General features: G+C 64.4%; 17 protein-coding genes. 7 read left to right on the top strand and 10 right to left on the bottom strand.

What is annotated here, in order from left to right; all coding sequences use genetic code 11:
* Window positions 1-6: 6 nt before the first annotated feature.
* The 8 genes from yihA to ACETPF_RS09990 all read right to left on the bottom strand — a co-directional run bounded on the left by yihA (window position 7) and on the right by ACETPF_RS09990 (window position 8500).
* Window positions 7-654 carry a ribosome biogenesis GTP-binding protein YihA/YsxC gene (gene yihA / locus ACETPF_RS10025; protein WP_373934332.1) on the bottom strand — a complete coding sequence of 216 codons (648 nt, stop codon included), beginning with the start codon at window positions 652-654 and terminating at the stop codon, window positions 7-9.
* 124 nt (window positions 655-778) lie between these two features.
* A complete protein-coding gene (gene yidC / locus ACETPF_RS10020; RefSeq protein ID WP_373934331.1) occupies window positions 779-2488 on the bottom strand; it encodes a membrane protein insertase YidC in 1710 nt (569 codons plus the stop codon).
* A 20-nt stretch (window positions 2489-2508) separates the two neighbouring features.
* Window positions 2509-2721 (bottom strand): membrane protein insertion efficiency factor YidD, encoded by a 213-nt coding sequence (yidD, locus tag ACETPF_RS10015; RefSeq protein ID WP_373934330.1) that lies wholly within the window; start codon window positions 2719-2721, stop codon window positions 2509-2511.
* Entirely contained in the window at window positions 2718-3122 is a 405-nt protein-coding gene (gene rnpA, locus ACETPF_RS10010) for a ribonuclease P protein component (protein WP_373934329.1), read from the bottom strand. Before rnpA ends, yidD begins: the two co-directional genes overlap by 4 nt.
* A gap of 35 nt (window positions 3123-3157) precedes the next feature.
* Window positions 3158-3292: a 50S ribosomal protein L34 gene (rpmH, locus tag ACETPF_RS10005; RefSeq protein WP_021317369.1), complete on the bottom strand. Its 135-nt coding sequence runs from the start codon at window positions 3290-3292 to the stop codon at window positions 3158-3160.
* A gap of 205 nt (window positions 3293-3497) precedes the next feature.
* Window positions 3498-4280: a DsbA family protein gene (locus tag ACETPF_RS10000; RefSeq protein WP_373934328.1), complete on the bottom strand. Its 783-nt coding sequence runs from the start codon at window positions 4278-4280 to the stop codon at window positions 3498-3500.
* 2 nt (window positions 4281-4282) lie between these two features.
* Window positions 4283-5632, bottom strand: coding sequence for a M48 family metalloprotease (locus ACETPF_RS09995; protein WP_373934327.1), 1350 nt, complete (start codon window positions 5630-5632; stop codon window positions 4283-4285).
* A gap of 126 nt (window positions 5633-5758) precedes the next feature.
* A complete protein-coding gene (locus ACETPF_RS09990; protein WP_373934326.1) occupies window positions 5759-8500 on the bottom strand; it encodes an Rne/Rng family ribonuclease in 2742 nt (913 codons plus the stop codon).
* A 502-nt stretch (window positions 8501-9002) separates the two neighbouring features.
* Between ACETPF_RS09990 and ACETPF_RS09985 the strand changes: the two genes are divergently transcribed.
* A complete protein-coding gene (locus ACETPF_RS09985; RefSeq protein ID WP_373934325.1) occupies window positions 9003-10283 on the top strand; it encodes an N-acetylmuramoyl-L-alanine amidase in 1281 nt (426 codons plus the stop codon).
* A gap of 65 nt (window positions 10284-10348) precedes the next feature.
* On the top strand, window positions 10349-12892 hold the full coding sequence (locus tag ACETPF_RS09980) for a penicillin-binding protein 1A (RefSeq protein WP_373934324.1): 2544 nt from the start codon (window positions 10349-10351) through the stop codon (window positions 12890-12892).
* A gap of 172 nt (window positions 12893-13064) precedes the next feature.
* On the opposite strand, the gene ACETPF_RS09975 is transcribed toward ACETPF_RS09980, so the two are convergent.
* Together ACETPF_RS09975 and ACETPF_RS09970 are read right to left on the bottom strand one after the other, a co-directional pair.
* On the bottom strand, window positions 13065-13577 hold the full coding sequence (locus ACETPF_RS09975) for a hypothetical protein (RefSeq protein ID WP_373934323.1): 513 nt from the start codon (window positions 13575-13577) through the stop codon (window positions 13065-13067).
* Between the two features lie 147 nt (window positions 13578-13724).
* On the bottom strand, window positions 13725-14396 hold the full coding sequence (locus ACETPF_RS09970) for a TetR/AcrR family transcriptional regulator (protein WP_373934322.1): 672 nt from the start codon (window positions 14394-14396) through the stop codon (window positions 13725-13727).
* An 81-nt stretch (window positions 14397-14477) separates the two neighbouring features.
* On the opposite strand from ACETPF_RS09970, the gene ACETPF_RS09965 reads away from it, so the two are divergent.
* The 5 genes from ACETPF_RS09965 (at window position 14478) to ACETPF_RS09945 (ending at window position 21260) form a co-directional block, all read left to right on the top strand.
* Window positions 14478-15587: an LLM class flavin-dependent oxidoreductase gene (locus ACETPF_RS09965; protein WP_373934321.1), complete on the top strand. Its 1110-nt coding sequence runs from the start codon at window positions 14478-14480 to the stop codon at window positions 15585-15587.
* Window positions 15588-15705: 118 nt separating this feature from the next.
* Window positions 15706-18075, top strand: coding sequence for a TonB-dependent receptor (locus ACETPF_RS09960; protein ID WP_373934320.1), 2370 nt, complete (start codon window positions 15706-15708; stop codon window positions 18073-18075).
* A 57-nt stretch (window positions 18076-18132) separates the two neighbouring features.
* The gene (locus tag ACETPF_RS09955; RefSeq protein WP_373934319.1) at window positions 18133-18900 is read left to right on the top strand and encodes a hydroxypyruvate isomerase family protein; all 768 of its coding nucleotides are present in this window, start codon (window positions 18133-18135) and stop codon (window positions 18898-18900) included.
* Window positions 18893-20254: an MFS transporter gene (locus ACETPF_RS09950; RefSeq protein ID WP_373934318.1), complete on the top strand. Its 1362-nt coding sequence runs from the start codon at window positions 18893-18895 to the stop codon at window positions 20252-20254. The genes ACETPF_RS09955 and ACETPF_RS09950 overlap by 8 nt, the downstream gene beginning before the upstream one ends.
* A gap of 25 nt (window positions 20255-20279) precedes the next feature.
* Complete coding sequence (locus ACETPF_RS09945; RefSeq protein ID WP_373934317.1) at window positions 20280-21260, top strand: ThuA domain-containing protein; 981 nt, start codon at window positions 20280-20282, stop codon at window positions 21258-21260.
* Window positions 21261-21511 lie beyond the last annotated feature (251 nt).

Here is a 21511-nt window from a genome sequence, read left to right as displayed (position 1 = left end):
GGCGCCTCACCCCTGCGTCACGCTCTCCAGCACGGCCGCGCGGAGCTCAGGCAAACCCATACCCTTTTCGCTAGACGTCGCGATGATGTCGGGGTGGGCGGCGGGGCGCTTGCGGATGGCGTCGGCGGTCGCCTGGGTCACGGCGGCAAGCTCGCTCGCCTTGATCTTGTCGGTCTTGGTGAGGACGATGCGGTAGCTGACCGCCGCGCCGTCGAGCATGTCGAGCATGTCGTTGTCGACATCCTTGATGCCGTGCCGGCTGTCGATCAGGACTAGCGTGCGCTTGAGCGCTGCGCGGCCGCGCAGATAGTCGTTCACCAGGAAGCGCCATTTCTTGACCATGTCACGCGGCGCCTTGGCATAGCCATAGCCAGGCATGTCGACCAGGCGAAAGCGGAGCGGATCGCCCACGTCGAAGAAGTTCAGTTCCTGCGTCCGCCCCGGCGTATTGGACGTGCGGGCAAGCCCGTTCCGGTTGGTCAGCGCGTTCAGCAGCGAGGATTTGCCGACGTTCGATCGGCCCGCGAACGCGACCTCGTTCACCGCCATGTCGGGCAGGAATTTAAGGTCCGGCGCGGACTTCAGGAAAGCGATCGGGCCGGCGAACAGCTTGCGCGCTTCCTCGATCAGGTCTTGGTCGGGTTGGTCGGTCAATCAAACATCCGTTCGGTTCGAGCCCTTCGACTGACTGCTTGCAGCAGTCGCTCAGGACAGGCTGGTCGAGAACCCTGTGCGCCGTTCTCGACAAGCTCGAACCGAACGGGCGTGGTGCATGGCATTATTTCGCCACGGCCGTCGCCGTGCTCAGCACCGGATGGCGGCGATAGAGCCACCATTGCTGCGCCATCGACAGGCAGTTGTTGGTGATCCAGTAGACCAGCAGGCCCGCCGCAAAGGGCGCCATGATGAACATCATCATCCAGGGCATGATCGAAAAGATCTGCTGCTGCATCGGGTCCATCTGCGCCGGGTTGAGCTTGAACTGGAGCCACATGGATATGCCCAGCAGCAGCGCCAGCACGCCGATCGCCAGGAAGGCGGGCGGTTGGAAATCGAGATAGCCGAACAGGTTGAGGATATGCGCCGGATCTGGCGCGGACAAATCCTTGATCCACAGGACGAAGGGCCGGTGCCGCATCTCGATCGTCAGCATCAGCACTTTGTAGAGGGCGAAGAAGATCGGAATCTGGATGAAGATCGGCAGGCAGCCGGCGAGCGGGTTTACCTTTTCCTGCTTGTAGAGCTCCATCATCTTCATCTGGAGCTGCTGCTTGTCGTCCTTATATTTTTCCTGCAGCGCCTTCATCTTGGGCTGCACCGCGCGCATCGCCGCCATGCTGGCAAACTGGCGCTGGGCGACCGGGAACATGAGCGCGCGGACGATCAGCGTCAGGCAGATGATAGCGACGCCGAAATTGCCAATATGCTCGAACAGCCAGTGGAGCAGGGCGAAGATCGGCTTTTCGAACCAGTAGAACCAGCCCCAGTCGATCGCCCGGTCGAACAGCGGAACGCCGGCGTCCTGATAGGCTTCGAGCGTCTTCACTTCCTTGGCGCCCACGAAGAGGCGCTGGGTCTGCGTCACCGCTTTGCCGGGCGCGACCATGGTCTGGCCGAGTGCGGCGTCAGCCTGATATTGGCTGCCTGCGCCCTTGCGGAACTGACCGGAGAAGTCGGAGTCGGCTGCGGGAACAAGCGCGGACAGCCAATATTTGTCGGTGAAGCCGATCCAGCCGCCCTTAGATTGAAAACTCTGGGTCGACGGCCCCTTGTCCAGATCCTTGTAGTTCACGTCATAATTGGCCGCGCCGTTGAACACGCCCATCGGCCCCACATGGATGGTCCAGGTATCGGGGTCTTTGGGGATGCCTGTGCGGCTGATATAGGCGTAAGGCTTCACGCCGACCGCGCCCGCGCCGCTGTTGGACACTTTCTGGGCAGCGGAGATCATGTAGTTCTGGTCGACCGACAGGCGGATTTCGAAGAGCTGGCCCGCGCCGTTGCTCCAGCTGAGCGTCACCGGCGTCGTCGGGGTGAGCGCCGCGCCGCTCGCGGTCCAGACCGTATCCTTGTTCGGAGCCCTAAGACCCTCGCCCTGCCAGCCGAAGCCGGCGAAATAGGCGTCCTGCGTGCCGGACGGGCTGTAGAGGCGGACGGCGGGCGAATCCGGGGCGATCGTTTCCTTGTAGGTCGGCAGCACGATGTCGTCGATGCGCGCGCCCTTCAGGTTGATAGATCCGGTGAGCTTGGGCGTGCGGATGGCAACGCGCGGGCTTTCGCGCAGGACGGCGGCGCGGTCGCGGATTGCAGCGGGGCTGTCGGCGGCGGGATCGGCCGCGGGGTTGGCGACCGGCGTCGTCTTGCCGCCCTCGATTTTCGTCGCCGGCGGGTTGGCGGCGGGGAAGAAATAGTGCGACACATAGGGCCAGCCGAACAGGATAAGGCCGGTCAGCAGCACCGCCAGGATGATATTCTTCTTGTCGTCCACGCTTTTGCCTATCTTGGTCGTCAGGGAACCGGGTCGTAGCCCGAACCGCCCCATGGGTGGCATCGCATTAGCCGCTTGAACCCCAGCCAGCTACCCTTGATCGCGCCATATTTGCGCACCGCCTGGATCGCATATTCGGAGCAGGAGGGGGCGTAGCGGCAGGTGGGCGGCAGGATGCGCGAAGGGCCGATCTGCCAGCCGCGCGCGATAAGGATCAGCAGCCGGGCGATCATGGTGCGGGGGCGTCCACGCGAGCATCCTGCTTCGGCCCACGCCCGCGTCCATGATGGCGGGCGGGCCGACCTTCTCCCGCCGGCCGGCTCATCACCTTGCCCAGCGCTTTGGCCAGTTCCGCACGGAGCAGAGTAAAGTCGCGTTCGATACCGCCGTCGCGGCCGATCAGCACATGGTCCGCCCCGGCGACGCCATGGGTCGGCAACAGTTCGCGCGCCAGTACGCGAAAACGGCGCTTCATCCGATTACGGATGACAGCGCCGCCGACTTTCTTGGTGACGGTGATGCCGTAGCGCATCGCCGGATCGCCATCGCCGCGCTCGCGCACCAGCAGGACGAAGCCCGGCATCGGGGCGCGGCGTCCGCGATTCGCCGCCAGAAAATCCGTGCGCCGGACCATCATGGCGGGCGCGGCGGGCTTTTCCGGCGCTTGGATCAGGCGCTCAGGCTCTTGCGGCCGCGCGAGCGGCGCGCGCGAATCACATTGCGGCCACCGGGAGTCGCCATGCGGGCGCGGAAACCGTGACGGCGCTTCCGAACCAGATTGCTCGGCTGAAAGGTGCGCTTCATCGTTCATTCCTCAAAAACAAAAACAGCAAAGAATCGGGCGTGACAAAAAAGGGCCGCCAAAGCAGCGGCCGCAAGTCAGGGGGCGTCCGATAGGGAAAGGGCGGGGGGAAGTCAATGGCGGAACGACCCGGTCCGTTCGGTTCGAGCTGATCGAGAACCGGCGCGCGCTGGTTCTCGATAAGCTCGAACTGAACGGATGGCGAGTCTATTTCCCCCGCGCGCTCGCCACGCCATCCTTGAGCGCCTCATAGCCGACCGCGCCGCTCAGAACCTGGCCGCCGATGACGAAGGTCGGGGTGCCGGTTGCCTGAAGCTTCTGCGCCAGGGCGATGTTGGACTGGATCTCGGCGTCATATTTGCTGGACGCAATCGCAGCTTCGGCTTCCGACTTGGTGATCCCCGCCTTGGCGGCGGCGGCAATGATGGTGTCGCGCGTCACGCGGCCGGCGGCGTAAAGCGCCTTGTGAAAAGCCATATACTGCCCGCGCTCGGCGGCGAGCAGCGACACCTTGGCCGCGTCACCGCTCTCGTTGGAAAGGATCGGGAGTTCGCGATAGACCACTTTCACCTTGGCATCGCCCTGCACCAGCTTCGCCAGGTCGGGCAGCGAGGCGCGGCAATAGCCGCAGGCATAGTCGAAGAACTCGACGACAGTGACGTCGGCATTGGCCGCGCCTTCCCACGCCCCGGCATAGGCCGTCTCGATCGCGCTGCGATTGGCGTCGATCGTGCCCGACATCCGCCTGGCCTGGAGCTTTTCCACGGCCTGCGGGATGATTTCGGGATGCTCCAATATATAGTCGTGCACGATCTTCTCGATCGCGGCCCGATTTGCCGGACTAAGATCGGCCGGAGCGACGGCGGCGGGCGCCTGCATGGCGAGGGCGGCGCTGGCGGCGGCCGCGACGAAGGCGAAGCCGCCTAGGGTCATCTGGATGGTCCTGTTGGAAAGGGCGGCGCGAAAGCTCGGCCGGGGCTGGTCTGGCATGATTACCGTTTCTTGCGCTGCTGTTCGATGACGGCGCGGCTGGTCATGGCGATATCCTGCGCGCGCAGATAGTCAACCGTGCCCTGCTTCAATCCCTGCATGGCGGCGTCGGCGCTGCGCAGCGCCATCGGATGCTCGCCCATCATCGCATAGCGCTCCGCCGTCGCCAGCGCTGCGCGCGGCGTGTCGCCGCGCCGTTCATAGACGACGCCAAGCTGATACCAGGCGAAGGGGTTTTCCCGGTCCCGCTGGACCGCGACGCGCAGCACCTGCTCGGCCTCGGCGAAATTGGACTGATCCTCGGTCGCGATCAGTGCATGGGCGAGCAGGGTGGAGATGAGCGGCTGATTGGTCAGCTTCACCGCCTCCCGCAAAGGGGGGATGGCTTCGGGCGGCTTGCCGCTTTCCAGCAATATCTGGCCCTTGAGTTCCAGAAAATAGGGGTCGTGCGGCTGCGCGGCCAGCAGCCAGTCTGCCTCCTGCAACGCGCGGTCGGGATAGGCGCTTTTGTGCCAGGCATAGGCGCGCGCATAATGGGCGGGGATCGATTGGTCGCTCTCGGGATATTTGATGAGCGTCTGCTGCGGTTCCGACACGAAACCGATCAGCTTCGCCTTGATCCGCTCGAACCGTTTTTCGAGATAGGGGTCGGGCGGGCGGTTCCATGCCGGATCGGGCTCATACACCTCGCGCAGCACCTGGATGCGCTCGCCCGACAGCGGGTGGGTGCGGCCATAGCTGTTGTCCTGGGGAATCGCGAGGCGATATTCCTGATTCTGGAGCTTCTTGAAGAATTCAAGGCTTCCCTTGCCGCTGATGCCGGCGTCGTGGAGGTAACGCGCGCCGGCGAGGTCGGCGGAGCTTTCCTGCGCGCGGGAAAAGGCCAGGAACTTGCTCATCGCCGCTTGTTGGCCAAGGCCCATGATACCCATGCCGGCTTCCGCGCCGCCCGCCGCGATCGCCGCCGCGCCGAGCACGAGGCTCAAGAGCGTGACCCCGGTCGCTTCCTTGATCCCCTCGCCCGAACGGATGATATGCCCGCCCTCGATATGACCGAGTTCGTGCGCGACCACGCCCTGCAACTGGTTCACATTGTCGGCCTGCGCGATGAGGCCGCTATGCACCCAGACATATTGGCCGCCCGCGACGAAGGCGTTGATCTCGGGGTCGTTGATGACCATGACCTGGACGTTGCGCGGCTCCATGCCAGCGGCTTTGACCAGCGGGCCGGACATGTCGGCCATGAACGCCTCGGTCTCCGCATCGCGCAAAATCTGCTGGGCGATCGCGGGGCGGGCGAGCAGGGCGAGCGCGGCGATCGTCAGAGTCAGGAATTTGAGGAGGCGCGGCATGGAAGCTGCGCCATGGCGCGGCGCGACTGAACCAGCCCTGAAGCGAGCGGCATAAAGGAAAAGCGCCGCTGCACGCCGGTCGGAACCGGGAGGGCAGCGGCGCTTCATCATGAGGGCGATCCGGGCTTACTGGCCGAATGTGCGCTGCCACCAGCCACGGCGCGGCTCGCCTTCTTCGCCACCGGCGTCGGCAGGTTCGGCTTCGCCTTCGGTCGGCGTAGAGGTGTCCGCAGCGGCCGGGGCGTCCTCGGCCGGAGCTTCCACTGTCACCGCCTCGGCCGGCGCAGAGGCATCGGCCACCGCGTCCGCCCCTTCGGCTTCGCTCAGGACAGGCTTCTTGCGCCGGGTACGCTTGGGCTTGGCCGGCGCTTCCTCGGCTACCTCGGGCGCGGCGACCGGTTCAGGTGCGGCGTCCGCTTCCACGCCAGCCCCTTCGGTTTCGCTCAGGACAGGCTTCTTGCGCCGGCTGCGCTTGGGCTTGGCAGGCGCCTCGTCGGCGACAGGCTCGACCGGCGCGGACTCTATGACGGCCTCAACGGGCGCGTCCGCCGCCTCGGTCACCGGCTCCGCTTCGGTCTTCTTGCGAGCGCGCGGACGGCGACGGGTCTTGGGCGCTTCCTCGGCGGGCGCTTCTTCGGCCGGCGCGGCGTCGGCAGCAGGCTCGGCCTCGGCTTCCGCGATCGGCTCGGCGTCGGTGGTTTCGACCTCCGCCGCTATCGCATCCTCGCCGCCTTCCCGACGGCGACGACCGCCCCGGCGACCGCGACGGCCGCGACGACGCGCGCCACCTTCTTCGTCGCCAGCATCTTCGGCATTGCCCGCCTCTTCCGCGACGATCTCGCCATCCTCGGCAGGCTCGCCCGCTTCCTCGGCTTCTTCGCCGGCGTCAGCCGCGCCGCCCTCGCCGCGCGCCTCGTCGCGCTGTCCGCCCCGACGACGGCGGCGGCGACGGCGACGACGGCCGCCTTCGCGCTCTTCGCCATGGTCGGCGCGCTCGCCGCGCTCTTCCCGCTCCGGCGCGGCTTCGGCCTCCTCGGCCTCTTCCTCGCCTTCCTCTTCCTCGATGACGTCGAAATCATCGTCATCGTCGGCCAGCGGGGTGTAATCGACCACGCGCTCGGGGCGGGGGCCGCTGGCCTCCACCGACATGCGCGCGCCCTCGATCTCGCCATCGGGCAGGATTTCGATCCGTACGCCATAGCGCTGCTCGATCTCGTCCAGTTCGCGGCGCTTGTTGTTAAGGACGTAGAAGGCCGCTTCCTGGCTGGCGCGCAGGGTGATGATCGAACCGCGACCGCGCGCGGCTTCCTCCTCCAGCATCCGCAGCGCGCCCAGACCCGCCGAGGATGCGGTGCGGACGAGGCCGGTGCCCTCGCAATGCGGGCACTGGCGGGTCGATGCTTCGAGCACGCCGGTGCGCAGCCGCTGGCGGCTCATTTCCATCAGGCCGAAGCCGGAGATGCGGCCGACCTGGATACGGGCGCGATCGTCCTTCAGCGCCTCCTTCATCGCCTTCTCGACCTTGCGGATGTTGGAGTTCATCTCCATGTCGATGAAGTCGATGACGACCAAGCCCGCCATGTCGCGCAGGCGCAGCTGGCGCGCGATTTCGCGCGCGGCCTCCAGATTGGTGGCGACGGCGGTCTGCTCGATGCCATGCTCGCGGGTCGAACGGCCCGAGTTGATGTCGATCGACACCAATGCCTCGGTCGGGTTGATCACCAGATAGCCGCCCGATTTCAGCTGCACGACCGGGTTGTACATCGCGGCCAGCTGATCCTCGACGCTGGCGCGCTGGAACAGCGATATGGGGTCGGCATATTGCTTCACGCGCCGGGCGTGGCTCGGCATCAACAGCTTCATGAAGTCCTTGGCGGCCTTGTAGCCATGCTCGCCCTCGACGATGACTTCCTCGATATCCTTGTTGTAGATGTCGCGGATCGCGCGCTTGATGAGGTCGCTGTCATTGTGGATCAGCGCGGGCGCGTCCGACTTCAGCGTCCTTTCGCGGATTTCGTCCCACAGCCGGGCGAGATAGTCGAAGTCGCGCTTGATCTCCGGCTTGGTGCGCTGAAGCCCCGCGGTGCGCACGATGCAGCCCATGGTCGAGGGCAGATTCATTTCCGCGATGATCGTCTTCAAGCGCTTGCGGTCGGCCGCGTTGCTGATCTTGCGGCTGATGCCGCCGCCATGCGACGTGTTGGGCATCAGCACGCAATAGCGGCCGGCAAGCGACAGATAAGTGGTCAGCGCCGCACCCTTGTTGCCGCGCTCTTCCTTGACGACCTGGACCAGCAGCACCTGGCGGCGCTTGATGACGTCCTGAATCTTGTAGCGGCGACGCAGCGCCATGCGCTTGCGGCGCAGCTCGTCGGCGGCGTCGTCGCCATTGCCCTTGCCGCGCCGACGGCCCCGGCCGTTGCCCTCCTGCGGTGCGCCCTCGGCATTGGCGGGTTCGGCCGCCTCGTCCTCATCGTCATGATGATGGGTCGCCTCGACCAGTTCGACACCGTCCTCGGCGTGATGGCCTTCCTCATCCTCATCGTCATAGTCGGCGCGCAGCGCGGCTTCTTCCTCGGCGTGGGCGCGTTCCTCGCGCAGCAGAGCCTCGCGGTCCTCGCGCGGGATCTGGTAATAGTCGGGATGGATTTCGCTGAACGCCAGGAAGCCGTGGCGGTTGCCCCCATAGTCGACGAACGCCGCCTGAAGCGACGGCTCCACGCGCGTTACCTTGGCGAGATAGATATTGCCCTTGAGCTGCTTGTGCTCTGCGGACTCGAAGTCGAACTCCTCGATCCGGTTACCCTTGACGACTGCGACCCGGGTCTCTTCCCGGTGGCGCGCGTCGATCAGCATACGCATTGTCATTCATTATTCTCCGGCGCGGGGCCGGGGCCAAGGGCCGGGCCGCCGCGCGATAGTGAGGGGACCGCCGGGCGCGCGCCGAAAGGGGCGCCGCTGCCGGCTTGGTCCGGGGTTTGATGGAAATATGTGCGTCTGCTGCGTCGGCAGGGCCGGCAAAAGCGCCGGGCCGATCCATCCACGCCGCCACGCCCGTTACCGGGGCAGCCGTGGAAGGAAATTCAAGCCTCATGCAGCGTCAACCTGTTTGCGGCACCGGCGATGGCGCGAATGCGCGCCCGCCGATGCATGTCGTCATACGCCTGAAAAGGCCACCGTCAGATGGCGGTCCTGCCAGGAATATGAAGGGGTAGCAGCCAATGCTTACCGGGGCAACAATTGCCTGAAATAATGTCCGTCTCCGCTTTTCATGCCTAAATCCCCATTAACCCTCTCATTTTACGCAGTTCAAAGAGGCGATGCTTAATCCGGCGTTGAGCGTGGGGACGCTTCGAGACGGGTCATCGTCATGAGATTTGGCTGGACGGCCAATACGCACGCGCTGCACAAGCAGCGCATGTTCCAGAGCCTTGCCCTGGCGGGAATTGCCCTTGCCGCAGCACCCGGCAGCGCCGGCGGGATATCGGGCGTCGATGTGCAGGACGACCGGGTGGTGGTGCGCTTCGATGATCGCGTCGCGGGGGCTTCCGCCTTTCTGCTCGATGCGCCGCGCCGCATCGCGCTCGACATCGATGGTGCCCAGATGGGCAGCCTGCGCTTTGCGCCGGGCCGCGGCAGCATCGCGGCGGTACGGCAGGGGCAATTGAGCGGCGACACCGCGCGCGTTGTGCTGGATCTCGCCGCCCCCGTGACATTGGGCGATCCGCAGATCGCGGCGGACGGCAAATCGCTGAGCTTCTCGCTCCGCAGTGTCAGCGACGACCGCTTCCGCTCGGCTGTCGGCAAGGGGCGCACCCGCTTCGACGCGCCCGTCGACATGGCGGCCAGGCCGCAGAAGCGGCTTCATTCGATCACCGTGCCCATCCCGTCGGCGGCGCGGGGCGTCGCCCTGCCGGCGGTGGAAGGGGCGCAAGACGGCGCGCGGCCGCTGGTCGTGATCGATGCCGGCCATGGCGGCCATGATCCGGGCGCGATCAACAAGGAGAATGGCAGGCGCGAGAAGGACGTGACTCTCGCCATCGCGCAATCGATCCGCGATGCGCTGGTGAAGTCCGGCCGCGTGCGGGTGGCGCTGACCCGCGACGACGACAAGTTCCTCGTCCTTCAGGAGCGCTATGGCATCGCGCGCAAGCTGGGCGCGGATCTTTTCATCTCCATCCATGCCGACGCAGCGGAAAATGCCGAGGCGCATGGCGCGACCGTCTATACGCTGTCCGAAACGGCGTCCGACCGGGAAGCGGCGCGGCTCGCTGCGCGGGAAAACAAGGCCGACATCATCAATGGCGTCAACTTGGGCGGCCAGTCGGGTGACGTGTCGTCCATCCTGATCGACCTGACCCAGCGCGAATCGATGAACATCTCGGCCAGCTTTGCGCGGCTGCTTCAGCGCGAGGCCGCGCCGTTCGTGCCGTTCCGCAGCACCTATCACCGCTTCGCCTCGCTGATGGTGCTCAAGGCTCCCGATACGCCGTCGGTGCTGTTCGAGACCGGCTATATCAGCAACGAGGCCGACGCCGCCTTCCTCGCCTCGCGCGAGGGGCAGCAGAAGATCGCCCGTGGCGTCGCCCGCGCGGTCGAGGTGCATTTCGCCCGCAAGCTTGCGATGCGGGGGGATGCGGCGGGGGGCTAATATTGCGGCAGTTGGCATCACCCCCACTGGCCTTGGCGCGCATTTGACCCTAGAGCCTCTTCCCCATGGAAGAGGTCCGTTCCGATACCGCCGCAACATCCTTCACCTATCGCCTGCGCCGCGACGCGGGCGGGTTCCTCAGCCGCCTGGGGCAGTTGTGGCAGCGGCGGCTGTTCCGTTGGGCGGCGATCCTGCTCGGCGCATTGCTCGCGGCTTTCTTCCTCTTCTGGCTGATCTTCGCGCGCGGATTGCCCGATGCGGCGACGCTGCTGGAATATGAGCCGCCGCTGCCGACCATCGTGCGCGACATCAACGGCCAGCCGGTCCACAGCTATGCCCGCGAACGGCGGGTCCAGCTGCAATATAGCGATTATCCGCCGCTCCTGATCCGCGCCTATCTGGCGGCGGAAGACAAGACCTTCTTCGAGCATCATGGCGTCGATATTCCGGGTTTCGCCGGCGCGGTGGTCGATTATGTCAGCAAGTTGGGGTCCGGCCAGCGCGCGCGCGGCGGCTCCACCATCACGCAGCAGGTCGCCAAGAATCTGCTGATCGGCGACGAATATTCGCCGACCCGGAAGGTCAAGGAAATGATCCTCGCCTACCGGATGGAGAATGTGCTGTCGAAGCAGCAGATTCTCGAACTCTATCTCAACCAGATTTTCCTCGGCCGTAACGCTTATGGCGTGCAAGCGGCGGCGCGCGCCTATTTCGACAAGGACGTTGCCGACCTCAAACTGCACGAAATGGCTTATCTTGCGATGCTGCCCAAGGGGCCGGCCAATTATCGCCCCGAAAGCGAGAGCGGCCATGCCCGCGCGATCGACCGGCGCAACTGGGCGCTGGGGGAAATGTATGCCAACGGCTGGATCACCGCCGCCCAGCGCGACGCCGCGATCGCGCAGCCGCTCGGCACCGTCGCCGCGCACGGCTCCAGCTTCGACGCGCGCGCCGGCGGCTATTATATGGAGGAAGTGCGCCGCCGCCTGATCGAGCGTTTCGGCGAGAAGGCGGCGGACGGTCCCAACAGCGTCTATGCCGGCGGCCTCTGGGTCCGCAGCCCCTATGACCCCGTGGTCCAGGAAAAGACGCAGGACGCACTGCGCGGCGGGCTGCTGCGCTTCGACGCCGGACGCGGCTGGTCCGGGCCGGTCGGCCGCATCAATGTCGACAATGGCTGGGAGCGCGAACTGGCCGCCAGCTATATCAGCGTTGATTATGCGAGCTGGCGCGTCGCTGCCGTCATCAGCCGCACGTCGGCGCAAGCGGAGATCGGCTTTTCCGACGGCACGACCGGCGTGCTGCCCGCGAGCGCGGCGCAGACGCCCTATCGCCGCACCGGCGGCCCGGCCTTCTCGGCCCTTAAACCCGGCGACCTGATCGTCGTCACACGCAACGGATCGAGCTGGGCGCTGCGCTCCATCCCCGAAGTGTCAGGGGGGATGGTGGTGGAGGAGGTCCGGTCGGGCCGTATCCGCGCGATGCAGGGCGGCTTTGATTCGCGCCTCTCCTCCTATAACCGCGCGACGCAGGCGCTGCGCCAGCCGGGATCGACCATCAAGCCGTTCGTCTATGCCTCCGCGCTCGACAACGGCATGACGCCGGCTTCGATCATCGTCGATGGGCCATTGTGCGTCTATCAGGGGGCGGGGCTGGGGCAGAAATGCTTCCGCAACTTCTCAGGGGGAAGCGCCGGGCCGCAGACGATGCGCTGGGGCGTCGAGCAGTCGCGCAACCTGATGACCGTGCGCGCCGCCAGCCAGACCGGCATGGACCGCGTGGTCCGCACGATCAAGAATATGGGTATCGGCGACTATCAGCCCTATCTCTCCTTCGCGCTGGGCGCGGGCGAGACGACGGTCGAGCGAATGGTGAACGCCTATGCGACGCTCGCCAATCAGGGCAAGCAGCAGCCGTCCACGGTCATGGACTATGTGCAGGACCGGCGCGGCAAGGTGATCTGGCCGGATCGCTGGCGGCCGTGCGACGGGTGCAACATGGCCAATTGGGACGGCAAGCCCATGCCGCGCTTCGGCTTCGAAGGGCGGCAGGTGATGAACCCGCTGACCGCCTATCAGGTCGTCCACATCACCGAGGGTGTCGTCCAGCGGGGCACCGCGACGGTGCTCAACGACCTTGGCCGGCCATTGTTCGGCAAGACCGGCACGACCAACGGACCGACCAATGTGTGGTTCGTCGGCGGATCGCCCGATCTCGTCGCCGGGGTGTATATCGGTTACGACAAGCCCCGGAGCCTGGGCGGCTGGGCGCAGGGCGGGCGGATCGCCGCGCCGATTTGGAAGGCGGCGATGGCCCCGGTGCTGGAGACCATGCCTAAGACGCCCTTCGTCGCGCCGCCCGGAATTCGCATGGTGACGATCGACCGGCGATCGGGAAAGCGAGTCTATGGCGTGTGGCCGGGCACGGACCTGAAGCCCGCCGTCATCTGGGAAGCGTTCAAGCCCGAAACCGAACCGCGCCGCTCGATCCGCAAGGGAGAGGCCGAAGCGCAGGCCAAGGTCGCCGAAGCCCGCGCCGCAGCCGCCGTCTCGCGCGGGCGGCAGCGCAGCGACGCCGATTTCCTGGAAGGGCAGGGCGGGATTTATTGATAAGCGGTGCCAAGAGGCTGCTTGGGAAATCGGTGACGCAGATGGTCGAAGCACGCCGCGTCTGATCCATGCTTTGAATGTGGACCCAGCAGAGCCGAGGGCGAATGGCCCTTATTGCGAAAAAGGCCTTCCCCTATCCCGTTCGTTCGACTGGTGATGACCCGAATCGAGATCAGCGAAGGGCGATCGCCTGGCCATCGACGTAGCTCTTGAGCCCCTTCAGAAAACTATCGATGCGGGACCGTGCAGCCGCTATTTTCCGGCCATCAATCCCCGCATCGACCAATGCGTCACGCAATTCCGCCAGAGCATGACGTTCGATGTGCGACATATCGAGCCTTTCCGCCAAGTCGAGCAGAAGAAGATGTTCGTGCGCGCGCAGGAGGTTGCCGAATGCTTGGGCCAAGGATTTTGCAAGCGTGCCATCCATGTTGACGCCACTGTCCACAGGACAAAGTTGCGTCGCTCGCTGGCCGGCTCCTAGGCAATCGAAAGCGATGCACCCCGCAAAGCCGCGTGCTTCGCGCTCGTCATGGATGCTGCAGGCGCCACAATCGTCGAGATGAGGGCATGCTTGGCCGGCCGGTTTGTCGATGGCGAACATGCTCGAACGGTCGAAGGCGAGAGCTACGCAGCATAAGGCCGCACAACTCGCGCAATCGGGGCGAAGGTCGATCTTCGTCATAGGGTCGATCCCGCCCGCCGCACGGAATCTCGCCGACCGCAGCGCCTCCATCTGTCAATCATCGGCGGGGCAGATATCTCGGGCGCACTCAGGCCGCATAAGCCAACCCGGCCGCAGCGCGTCGATCACTGACGGCACCTGCAATCTTCAGCCCTCATATCGGAGATAGGCGAGGGCCATCACCGATAATTCCGACTTCAACGTGCTCCAGATTTCATCGTCGGCGGACTCGGCCGTGGAACCGAGGCCATATTGCCGCGCCGCCGTGGCAAAAACGATGCGGAACACCGCATGGGCGCGCCGTTCCGCATCCTTGGCGCGAATTTCGTCGCGGAATGTGAGGATCGCGTTGGCCGACAAATCGGCCGATTTTTGCGCGGTCTCGCGACCAGGCGCGGACACGGCGGGATCGAGCGAAGCGCGCTGCATGATCGTCCGCAGCAACTGGGAATGCGCCGCGAGGAAGCCGCTATACCCGTCGACATAGCGGGGGAGGAAATCCGCCAGCGAATGTGATTCGGCGAGGATGCCCTCGATCAGTTCGCGCTCCTTTTCGACGATGCTCTGCAATTCCTCCGCAATGACGGCGTGGAGCAGCCGGTCCTTGCTTTCAAACCGCAGATAGATCGAACCGATCGACACCGCGCCGCGATCGCTCACGTCCTGCAAGGTAAAGTCTTCGCTGCCGCGTTCCAGCATCAGCGCCTTGGTCGCGTCGAGCATGCGGCGGAACGAAGCGAGGCTTCGTCCCTGGCGTGGTTTGCGGCTGAGCGCGCTCGCGGCGAGCGTTTCGGTGGGGGATGCGGAGGGGCTTGACATATCCGCCATAAGAAATATCAAAATAGGAACGTCAATTCTAATTTCGAAATGCGCGGACATTCTGATTCGCGAGGAGGGGTGATGCGGTTCTCGGTATTTCTGAATGCGCGGTCGATGCGGCCTGAGGATGATCGGGCGCTCATGCACAATCTCGAAGAACATGCGGTGCGGGCGCGCGATGCTGGCTTTGCGGCGATTTTCATGCCCGACCATCATTTCAACGGCTATATGCCGCTGGCTAGCGACAGCTTCATGTTCGCGGCCTATCTCGCCGCCAAGCTGCCGGAAATGCATTTCGGCTTCTCGGTGGTGTCGGTGCCGCTGCATCACCCGGTTCGCTTCGTGGAGCGCATCAATCTCCTCGACCAACTGACCAACGGCAAATTGCTGGTGGGCGTCGGCAGCGGCACCACGCCGGAGGAAATGATCGGCTTTGGCGTGAATTACCAGGAAGCTGGCGCGATTGCCGACCGCAATCTTGAGCTGGCCGAGCAACTCTGGGCCAAGCAGATGGACGACCCCGCGATCGAAATCGACAATGGCCCCCATCAGGGCCGCGTCCTGCAACGGATCGCGCCCGCGCCCTACACCGCGGGCCACGCCCGGCTGATGCCGGTTGCGATGAAGGAGACCAGCGTCCGCCGAGCCGCTAAGCATGGCTGGCCTGCCTTCATCCCCGCGTTCACCCCACCCCGGATCGGCGGAACCGAACCCTACATCCATGTGAAGAAATATTTCGACGCCTATCGTGGGGCGCTGGACGAATATGGCCATGACGCGGCGACGATCGAGTCGGCGCTCGGTTGGACCACGCATACCTATCAGGCGGTCCACCTCGCTGAAACGGACGAGCAGGCCCGCGAGGAGTTGATGGTGATCCTGAAATCCTATCAGGAGGCGATCGAGCGCGAGGCCGAATTCAACGCGCGCGCGGAATCGGACGATGCGAATCGCAAGACCGACCGCACGCCCAACGCGCTGACCGACGACTGGATTGGGACCTGGTGCCTTCACGGATCGCCAGAAACGGTGATCGAACATCTCAAGCCCTATGAGGCGCTCGGCATCGGGAACATCTTGTGCGGCACGGTGACAGGGCCGTTGACGGAGGAGCGGCTTCGCCTGGGCAACCAGACGCTCGACCTGCTTTCCCGCAAGGTCATGCCGGCATTTGGCGGCGGCCGCGCCTGACGCGGCATCGCTGACAACGCCCGACACAGCCACTTGACTTGACATTACACCGAATTAGAATAGCAATTCTATTAACCGGATGTGGGGCTCTTACCCGCACAAACATTGGGAGGGGATGATGCGTAAGCTTACGTTGAAATCATGTCTGTTGATCGGAACCGCGACCCTGGTGGTCAGCCCGGCGCTGGCGCAGGATCAGGCCTCGACTGGCGCGCCGGCTGCCACGATCGACGAAATCGTCGTCACCGCGCAGAACCGCGCCGAGAGCGTCCAGGACGTGCCGATCGCCATCAACGTCATATCGGGCGAAGCGCTGCAGGATGCCGGCGTCACCGATTTGCGCGAACTGGACCGTGTCGCGTCAGGCGTGCAGATCACGCAGGATCAGCAGAATACCTATGTCGCCGTCCGCGGCATCGGCACGGCGAGCAACAACGAGACCCAGGACACCTCGGTCACGATCAACATCGACGGCGAATATATCAACCGCACGACCGTTCTGAACGCTGCCGTGTTCGACCTCGAGCGTGTCGAGGTGCTGCGCGGGCCCCAGGGCACCCTCTACGGTCGGAACGCCACGGCGGGCGCCGTGAACTTCATCACCCGTAAACCGGGCGACGCCTTCGCCGCCAACGGCTCGGTCAGCTACGGCAATTATGACCAGGTGATCGCCAACGCCGGTGTCGATCTGCCGATCTCCGAAGGTTTCGCCATCCGCGCGTCGGGCATCTACTCAAAGCGTGGCAAGGGCTATACATTCCATCCCAACATGGCGGGTTTGCGCGCCGCCAATCCGCTCGCCGGAAAGCCGTACAAGCCGAACTATGCGGACCGCAGCGGCACCCAGGACATGAAGGCCGGGCGCCTGTCGCTCCGGCTGGAGCCGACGGACAATCTGCGGATCGACGCCGCGGTGGAATATGCCGACAGCTATGCGCTGCTGGAGAATTACACCTTCGTCGACCTGAACGGAGCGGCCTATGCGCCGACCGCTGGCTGTGGGTCGAAGGGCTATGTCGAGGTGGCGCCGTTGCAGCCGGGAACGCAGTGCATCCCGCTCAACACCGGCTTCCTCGCCAACGTCGATCGCAGCAGCTATAATGGGCCCACGACCGGCGTCGGCTTCCAGTCGATGGAATCCTTCGCGCTGCGTGGCAGGATCGCCTACGATATCGGCAAGGCGACGCTCACCTATATCGGCGGTTACCGCAAAACCGACTCGATCGAGCGGCCGACGCTGCCGCCCGCCTATGTGTTCATCGATTTCGGCTCCACGGTGGAAACGCAAAACCACGAACTGCGGCTGAACGGCGAGGCCGGCGGGATCCTGTATCAGTTCGGTGCCTTCTATTATAATGAGGAGCTGAACCAGGCGCGCGGGCTGCACAATCCGTTCATCGGCCCGAACGGCAGCTACATCACCTATTTCCGCCGCACGCCGGTGCAGAGCAAGAGCTGGTCGGTGTTCGGCCAGGTCGATGTGCCGCTGACCCCGGAACTGACCGCCCAGGGCGGCCTGCGCTACACCAAGGGCGATCGCGACGCGGTGTTCCAGAACTATAATTTCGTGTTCAACGCCGGACCGAACGAATTGACCACCCCGGCGCCACAAACACTCAACCTGGCGCAGTCGGAAGACAATATCAGCTGGCTCGCCGGCCTCAACTACAAGCCCAATGCCAACACCCTGATCTATGGCAAGGTGAGCACGGGCTTCAAAGGCGGCGGCTTCGACGCCGTCGGCACCTATGGCCCGGAAAAGAACACCGCTTACGAGGCAGGGCTGAAGCTCGATTTCGGCGAGCGCAACCAGCACAAGTTCAACCTGTCGGGCTTTTATTACGACTATGCCGGCCTGCAAAACGCGGTCCTGCTCGACAACACTAAGGGCGGCCAGATTTTCAACGCCGGCGGCGCGACGATCTGGGGCATCGAAGCCGAATGGGACTTCCAGCTCGACAAGTGGAACAGCTTCTACGGCAGCTTCAACTATCTGAACGCCGAGTTCGACGATCTGGCGGCAGCCTATGCGGTGATCTGCGTCCCCAATAGCGGGTGCACGGCGGCGAACAATGCCAGCGTCGGCGATCTCGATCCCAACACGCCGGGCGTTCAGCAGCCCAATCTTGCCGGCAATACGCCGCCGATGTCGCCGGAAGTGGTGATCTCGCTCGGCTACGATCATATCTTCGATCTGGGATCGGCCGGCACGGTCACGGCGAGCGCCTTCTCGCGCTTCAAGAGCAAATATTTCATGACCGTCTTCAACGAGCGCGACCTGACCCAGAAGGCGTTCACCCAGACCGACCTGTCGCTCACCTACCGCCCCGAAAACCGCAAATTCTCGATCGCGGGCTACGTCCAGAACGTCGAGAATGTTCGACCGATGGTGTTCGGCGCGTTCGTGGCGGCCGGTCCCGACCGTGTGCTCAACGCCGGCTTCTCGCGCCCGCGCACCTATGGCGTCCGGGTCGGGTTCGACTTCTGATCTACCCATGGGGCGGCCGCGATGGCCGCCCCTTGTCTTTTCGAATGAGGAATGGACGTGAAGCTTTCCCCGTGCATCGAGTGGATTTTCGGCGAAGAACATGACTCGCTCGGCGACCGCGTCCGCGCGGCCAGGGCGGCCGGCTACGACCATGCCGAATTCCATTTGTGGCGCGACAAGGACATGGCCGGCCTCGCGCAGGCGCTGGACGAAACGGGGGTGACTCTCACCGGTTTTTGCGTCGATCCACGCCGGTCGATCGTCGATCCAGCGCAGCATCAGGAGTTTCTGGCGGCCGTGTCGGACACGCTGGAACAGGCCAAGAAGGTCGGCTCGCCCCCGCTGATCGTCGCGTCGGGCTTCACGCGCGAAGGCATTTCGGCGCAGGAGCATTTCGATACGGCGGTTGCGGCGCTGCGCCAGGCCGCCGATCTCGCGGAGGCGGCCGAAGTGACGTTGGTGCTGGAGCCGCTCAACAGCCGGATCGATCATCCCGGCATGTATCTGGTCGAAACCAAACTCGGCCTCGATCTGGTCGAGGCCGTGAACAGCCCGCGCCTCAAGCTGCTCTACGATGTCTATCACTCGCTGGTCATGGGCGAAAATCCGCGCGAGGTGCTGGAAGGGCGGATGCATCTGGTCGAACATATCCAGGTCGCCGACCTGCCGGGCCGCAACGAACCGGGCACCGGCGGTATCGACTGGCCGACCTTGCTCGCCGATCTGCGCGATCTGGGCTATGATGGGCCGTTCGGGCTCGAATATCGGCCGACCCGCCCGGCGCTGGCTTCGCTCGACCTGACGAAGGAAACGCTGGATGCCTGACGCGGCCGCCGATCCCGCTGGTACTGCCAGGCTGTCGCTGACCGAGCGGCTGAGCTACGGGTTCGGCGACTTCGGCTACAGCCTCGCCTATAATATGGCCGGGGCGTTCCTGCTCTTCTATTACACCAATGTCGCGATGCTGCCGGCGGCTGCGGTAGGCACGATCTTCCTTGCCGCGCGGCTGCTCGACGCGGTCGTCGATATTCTGGTCGGTATCGCCGTCGACAAGACCCGCACCCGCTGGGGACGGACGCGGCCCTATTTCCTGTTCACCGCCATTCCCTATGCGCTGGTGCTGGTCCTCGTCTTCTCGGTGCCGGACTGGTCTCAGAACGCGAAGCTGATCTACGCCTTTCTGACCTTCAAGGCGCTCGGCATCCTCATGTCGCTGGGGTCCATTCCCTACACCGCGCTCATGCCGATGATGACGACCGATACCGGCGACCGGCTGAAGCTGGGCGGGATGCGCTCGGTCGGCACGTCGTTTTCGGTGATCCTCGGCACGGCGGCGACCATGCCCCTCGTCGGACTGTTCGGCGGTGGCGACCAGCAGCGCGGTTTCCTCGCGACGGCGACATTGTTCGCCGGGCTGTCGCTGGTCGCGCTGTTCATGCTGTTCCGCAATTGCCATGAGCGGTTTGACGATGGCGCGTCGCCGCGCTTCGCGGTGTTGCCGGCGATCGGCGAGATGCTGCGTAACCGGGCGTGGCTGATCTGCTTCGCCTTCACCCTGCTCTATTTCGTCCGGTTCGGGACGATGATCTCGCTCACAGCTTTCTTTGCGATCGAGGTGCTGGGTCGCCCGTGGATGATCTCGATCCTGCTGCCGGCGATATCCGGCACGCTGTTGATCGCGGCCTTCATCGCGCCACCGATCCTGTCGCGCACCGGCATCCGCAAAGGCTGTTTTGCCGCGATCATCGTCGCGATCGCGCTTTTCGCGGCATTGCCGCTCGCTGAAGCCCGGCCACCATTGTTCCTCGCGCTGTATGTCGCCGCGTCGGTAGCCACATCGGTCACGATCACCGGCATCTTCACGATGGCGGCCGAAGCGGTCGACTATCATGAGGCGCTGTTCGGCACCCGTAACGAGGGGCTGCTTTCATCGGGCATCAGCCTCGCGACGAAGATCGGCATGGCGGTCGGCACGGCGGCGATCGCCTACTCGCTGGCGGCGGCCGGCTATGTTCCGAACGCCGTCAGCGATGCCGCGCGGCAGACGGTCCGCTGGTCCTATTATGGCTGGCCGATCGCGCTGCTCGCCTTGCAGGCGGTCGTCGTCCTCGGATGGCCGATGCACGGCGCGCGTCGCAAGGCGGACGAGCCCCCTTCGGCGCAGCATGCGACCGCCTGAACCATTTCATATCGAGGATCGTCGGATGCACCTCACACGATTTATGATCGGGGCGGCGCTGCTGTGCGGCACGTCGGTCGCAACGGCGCAGACTGTGCCGGTCGCCGATATTCCTGTGACAGTCGACAATGTTCCTTACGCCCCGCCGGAGACGGTTCAGCGCGTGGCGACGCCGACCAATCCCAAAGAAGCACGGCTTAAGGTGCTGATCATCAGCGGCCAGAACAGCTATGAGCATGACTGGACCGGGGTGAACAACCGCCTTCGCACCCAGCTCAAGGATACGGGCCGGTTCGACGTGCGCGTGACCGAGGATTTCGACGACGGCACGCTTGATCAGCTCAAGAAATATGACGTCGTCATCCTCAACTATTCCAGCCGCTGGAACTATGCGGACAAGGCGCAGCATCTCTGGTCGGACGGCGCGTTCAAGGCGCTGTACGACTATGTGGCGCAGGGTGGCGGGCTGGTTGCCTATCACTCCTCCTTCACCTGGGGGCGCGACATCCCCGAATATCGCAAGTTAGTCGGAGCGGTCATGGTGCCTGGCACCAGCCGCCGGTCCCCGCCCGATGCGTTCAGCATCGAGATCGTCGATCGCGCGCATCCGATCACGCAGGGTCTGCGCCGCTATCACTGGAATTTCATGGAGGATAAATACACCAACATGGTGTTCGATTCCGCGGCGAAAGTGCATGTGCTGGCGACCGCGATTGACGATCCGGGGGATTACGAGCCCGAGCGCGCTGGCCCCAAATATGACCCCAAGGCTTATGCGCCCGATCAGCTTAAAAAGATGGGCGGCATGGGCAAACCCAACCCGCAGGTCTGGGTGCAGGATTATGGCAAGGGCCGCGTCTTCTCGATCACCTTGGGCCATGGGCCGGATACGATCCAATATGACGGATTCAAGACCTTGTTTGCGCGCGGCACCGAGTGGGCGGCAACGGGCAAGGTGACGATCAAGCCCTATGACAAGGCTGCGGGCTTCTCCGTCGGCAACTAGGGCGGATCGACATTCAGCCCTGACGGCCTGCAAATGGCAGATTTCCGAGCTTCCGGTGCTCACGTACGTTTAGTACGCTGCGCTCCGGGTCTCGGAAATCTACCATTTTCGGCACGCCATCATCTGAATGTCGATCCGCCCTTAGAGCGAGATGACGTGAGGCTGAATCGAGAGGGGTTTTGCTCGGGCCTATTATGTGATTCAAGATGCCGGCTGGGGAATGGAGGCCAGCGGGCATGGCGAAACCCTAT

It is taken from the genome of Sphingobium agrisoli, assembly GCF_041877245.1.
Taxonomy (GTDB): Bacteria; Pseudomonadota; Alphaproteobacteria; order Sphingomonadales; family Sphingomonadaceae; genus Sphingobium.
The sequence above is the reverse complement of the archived record's forward strand: the minus strand, read 5'-3'. Positions and strand labels throughout refer to the sequence as shown.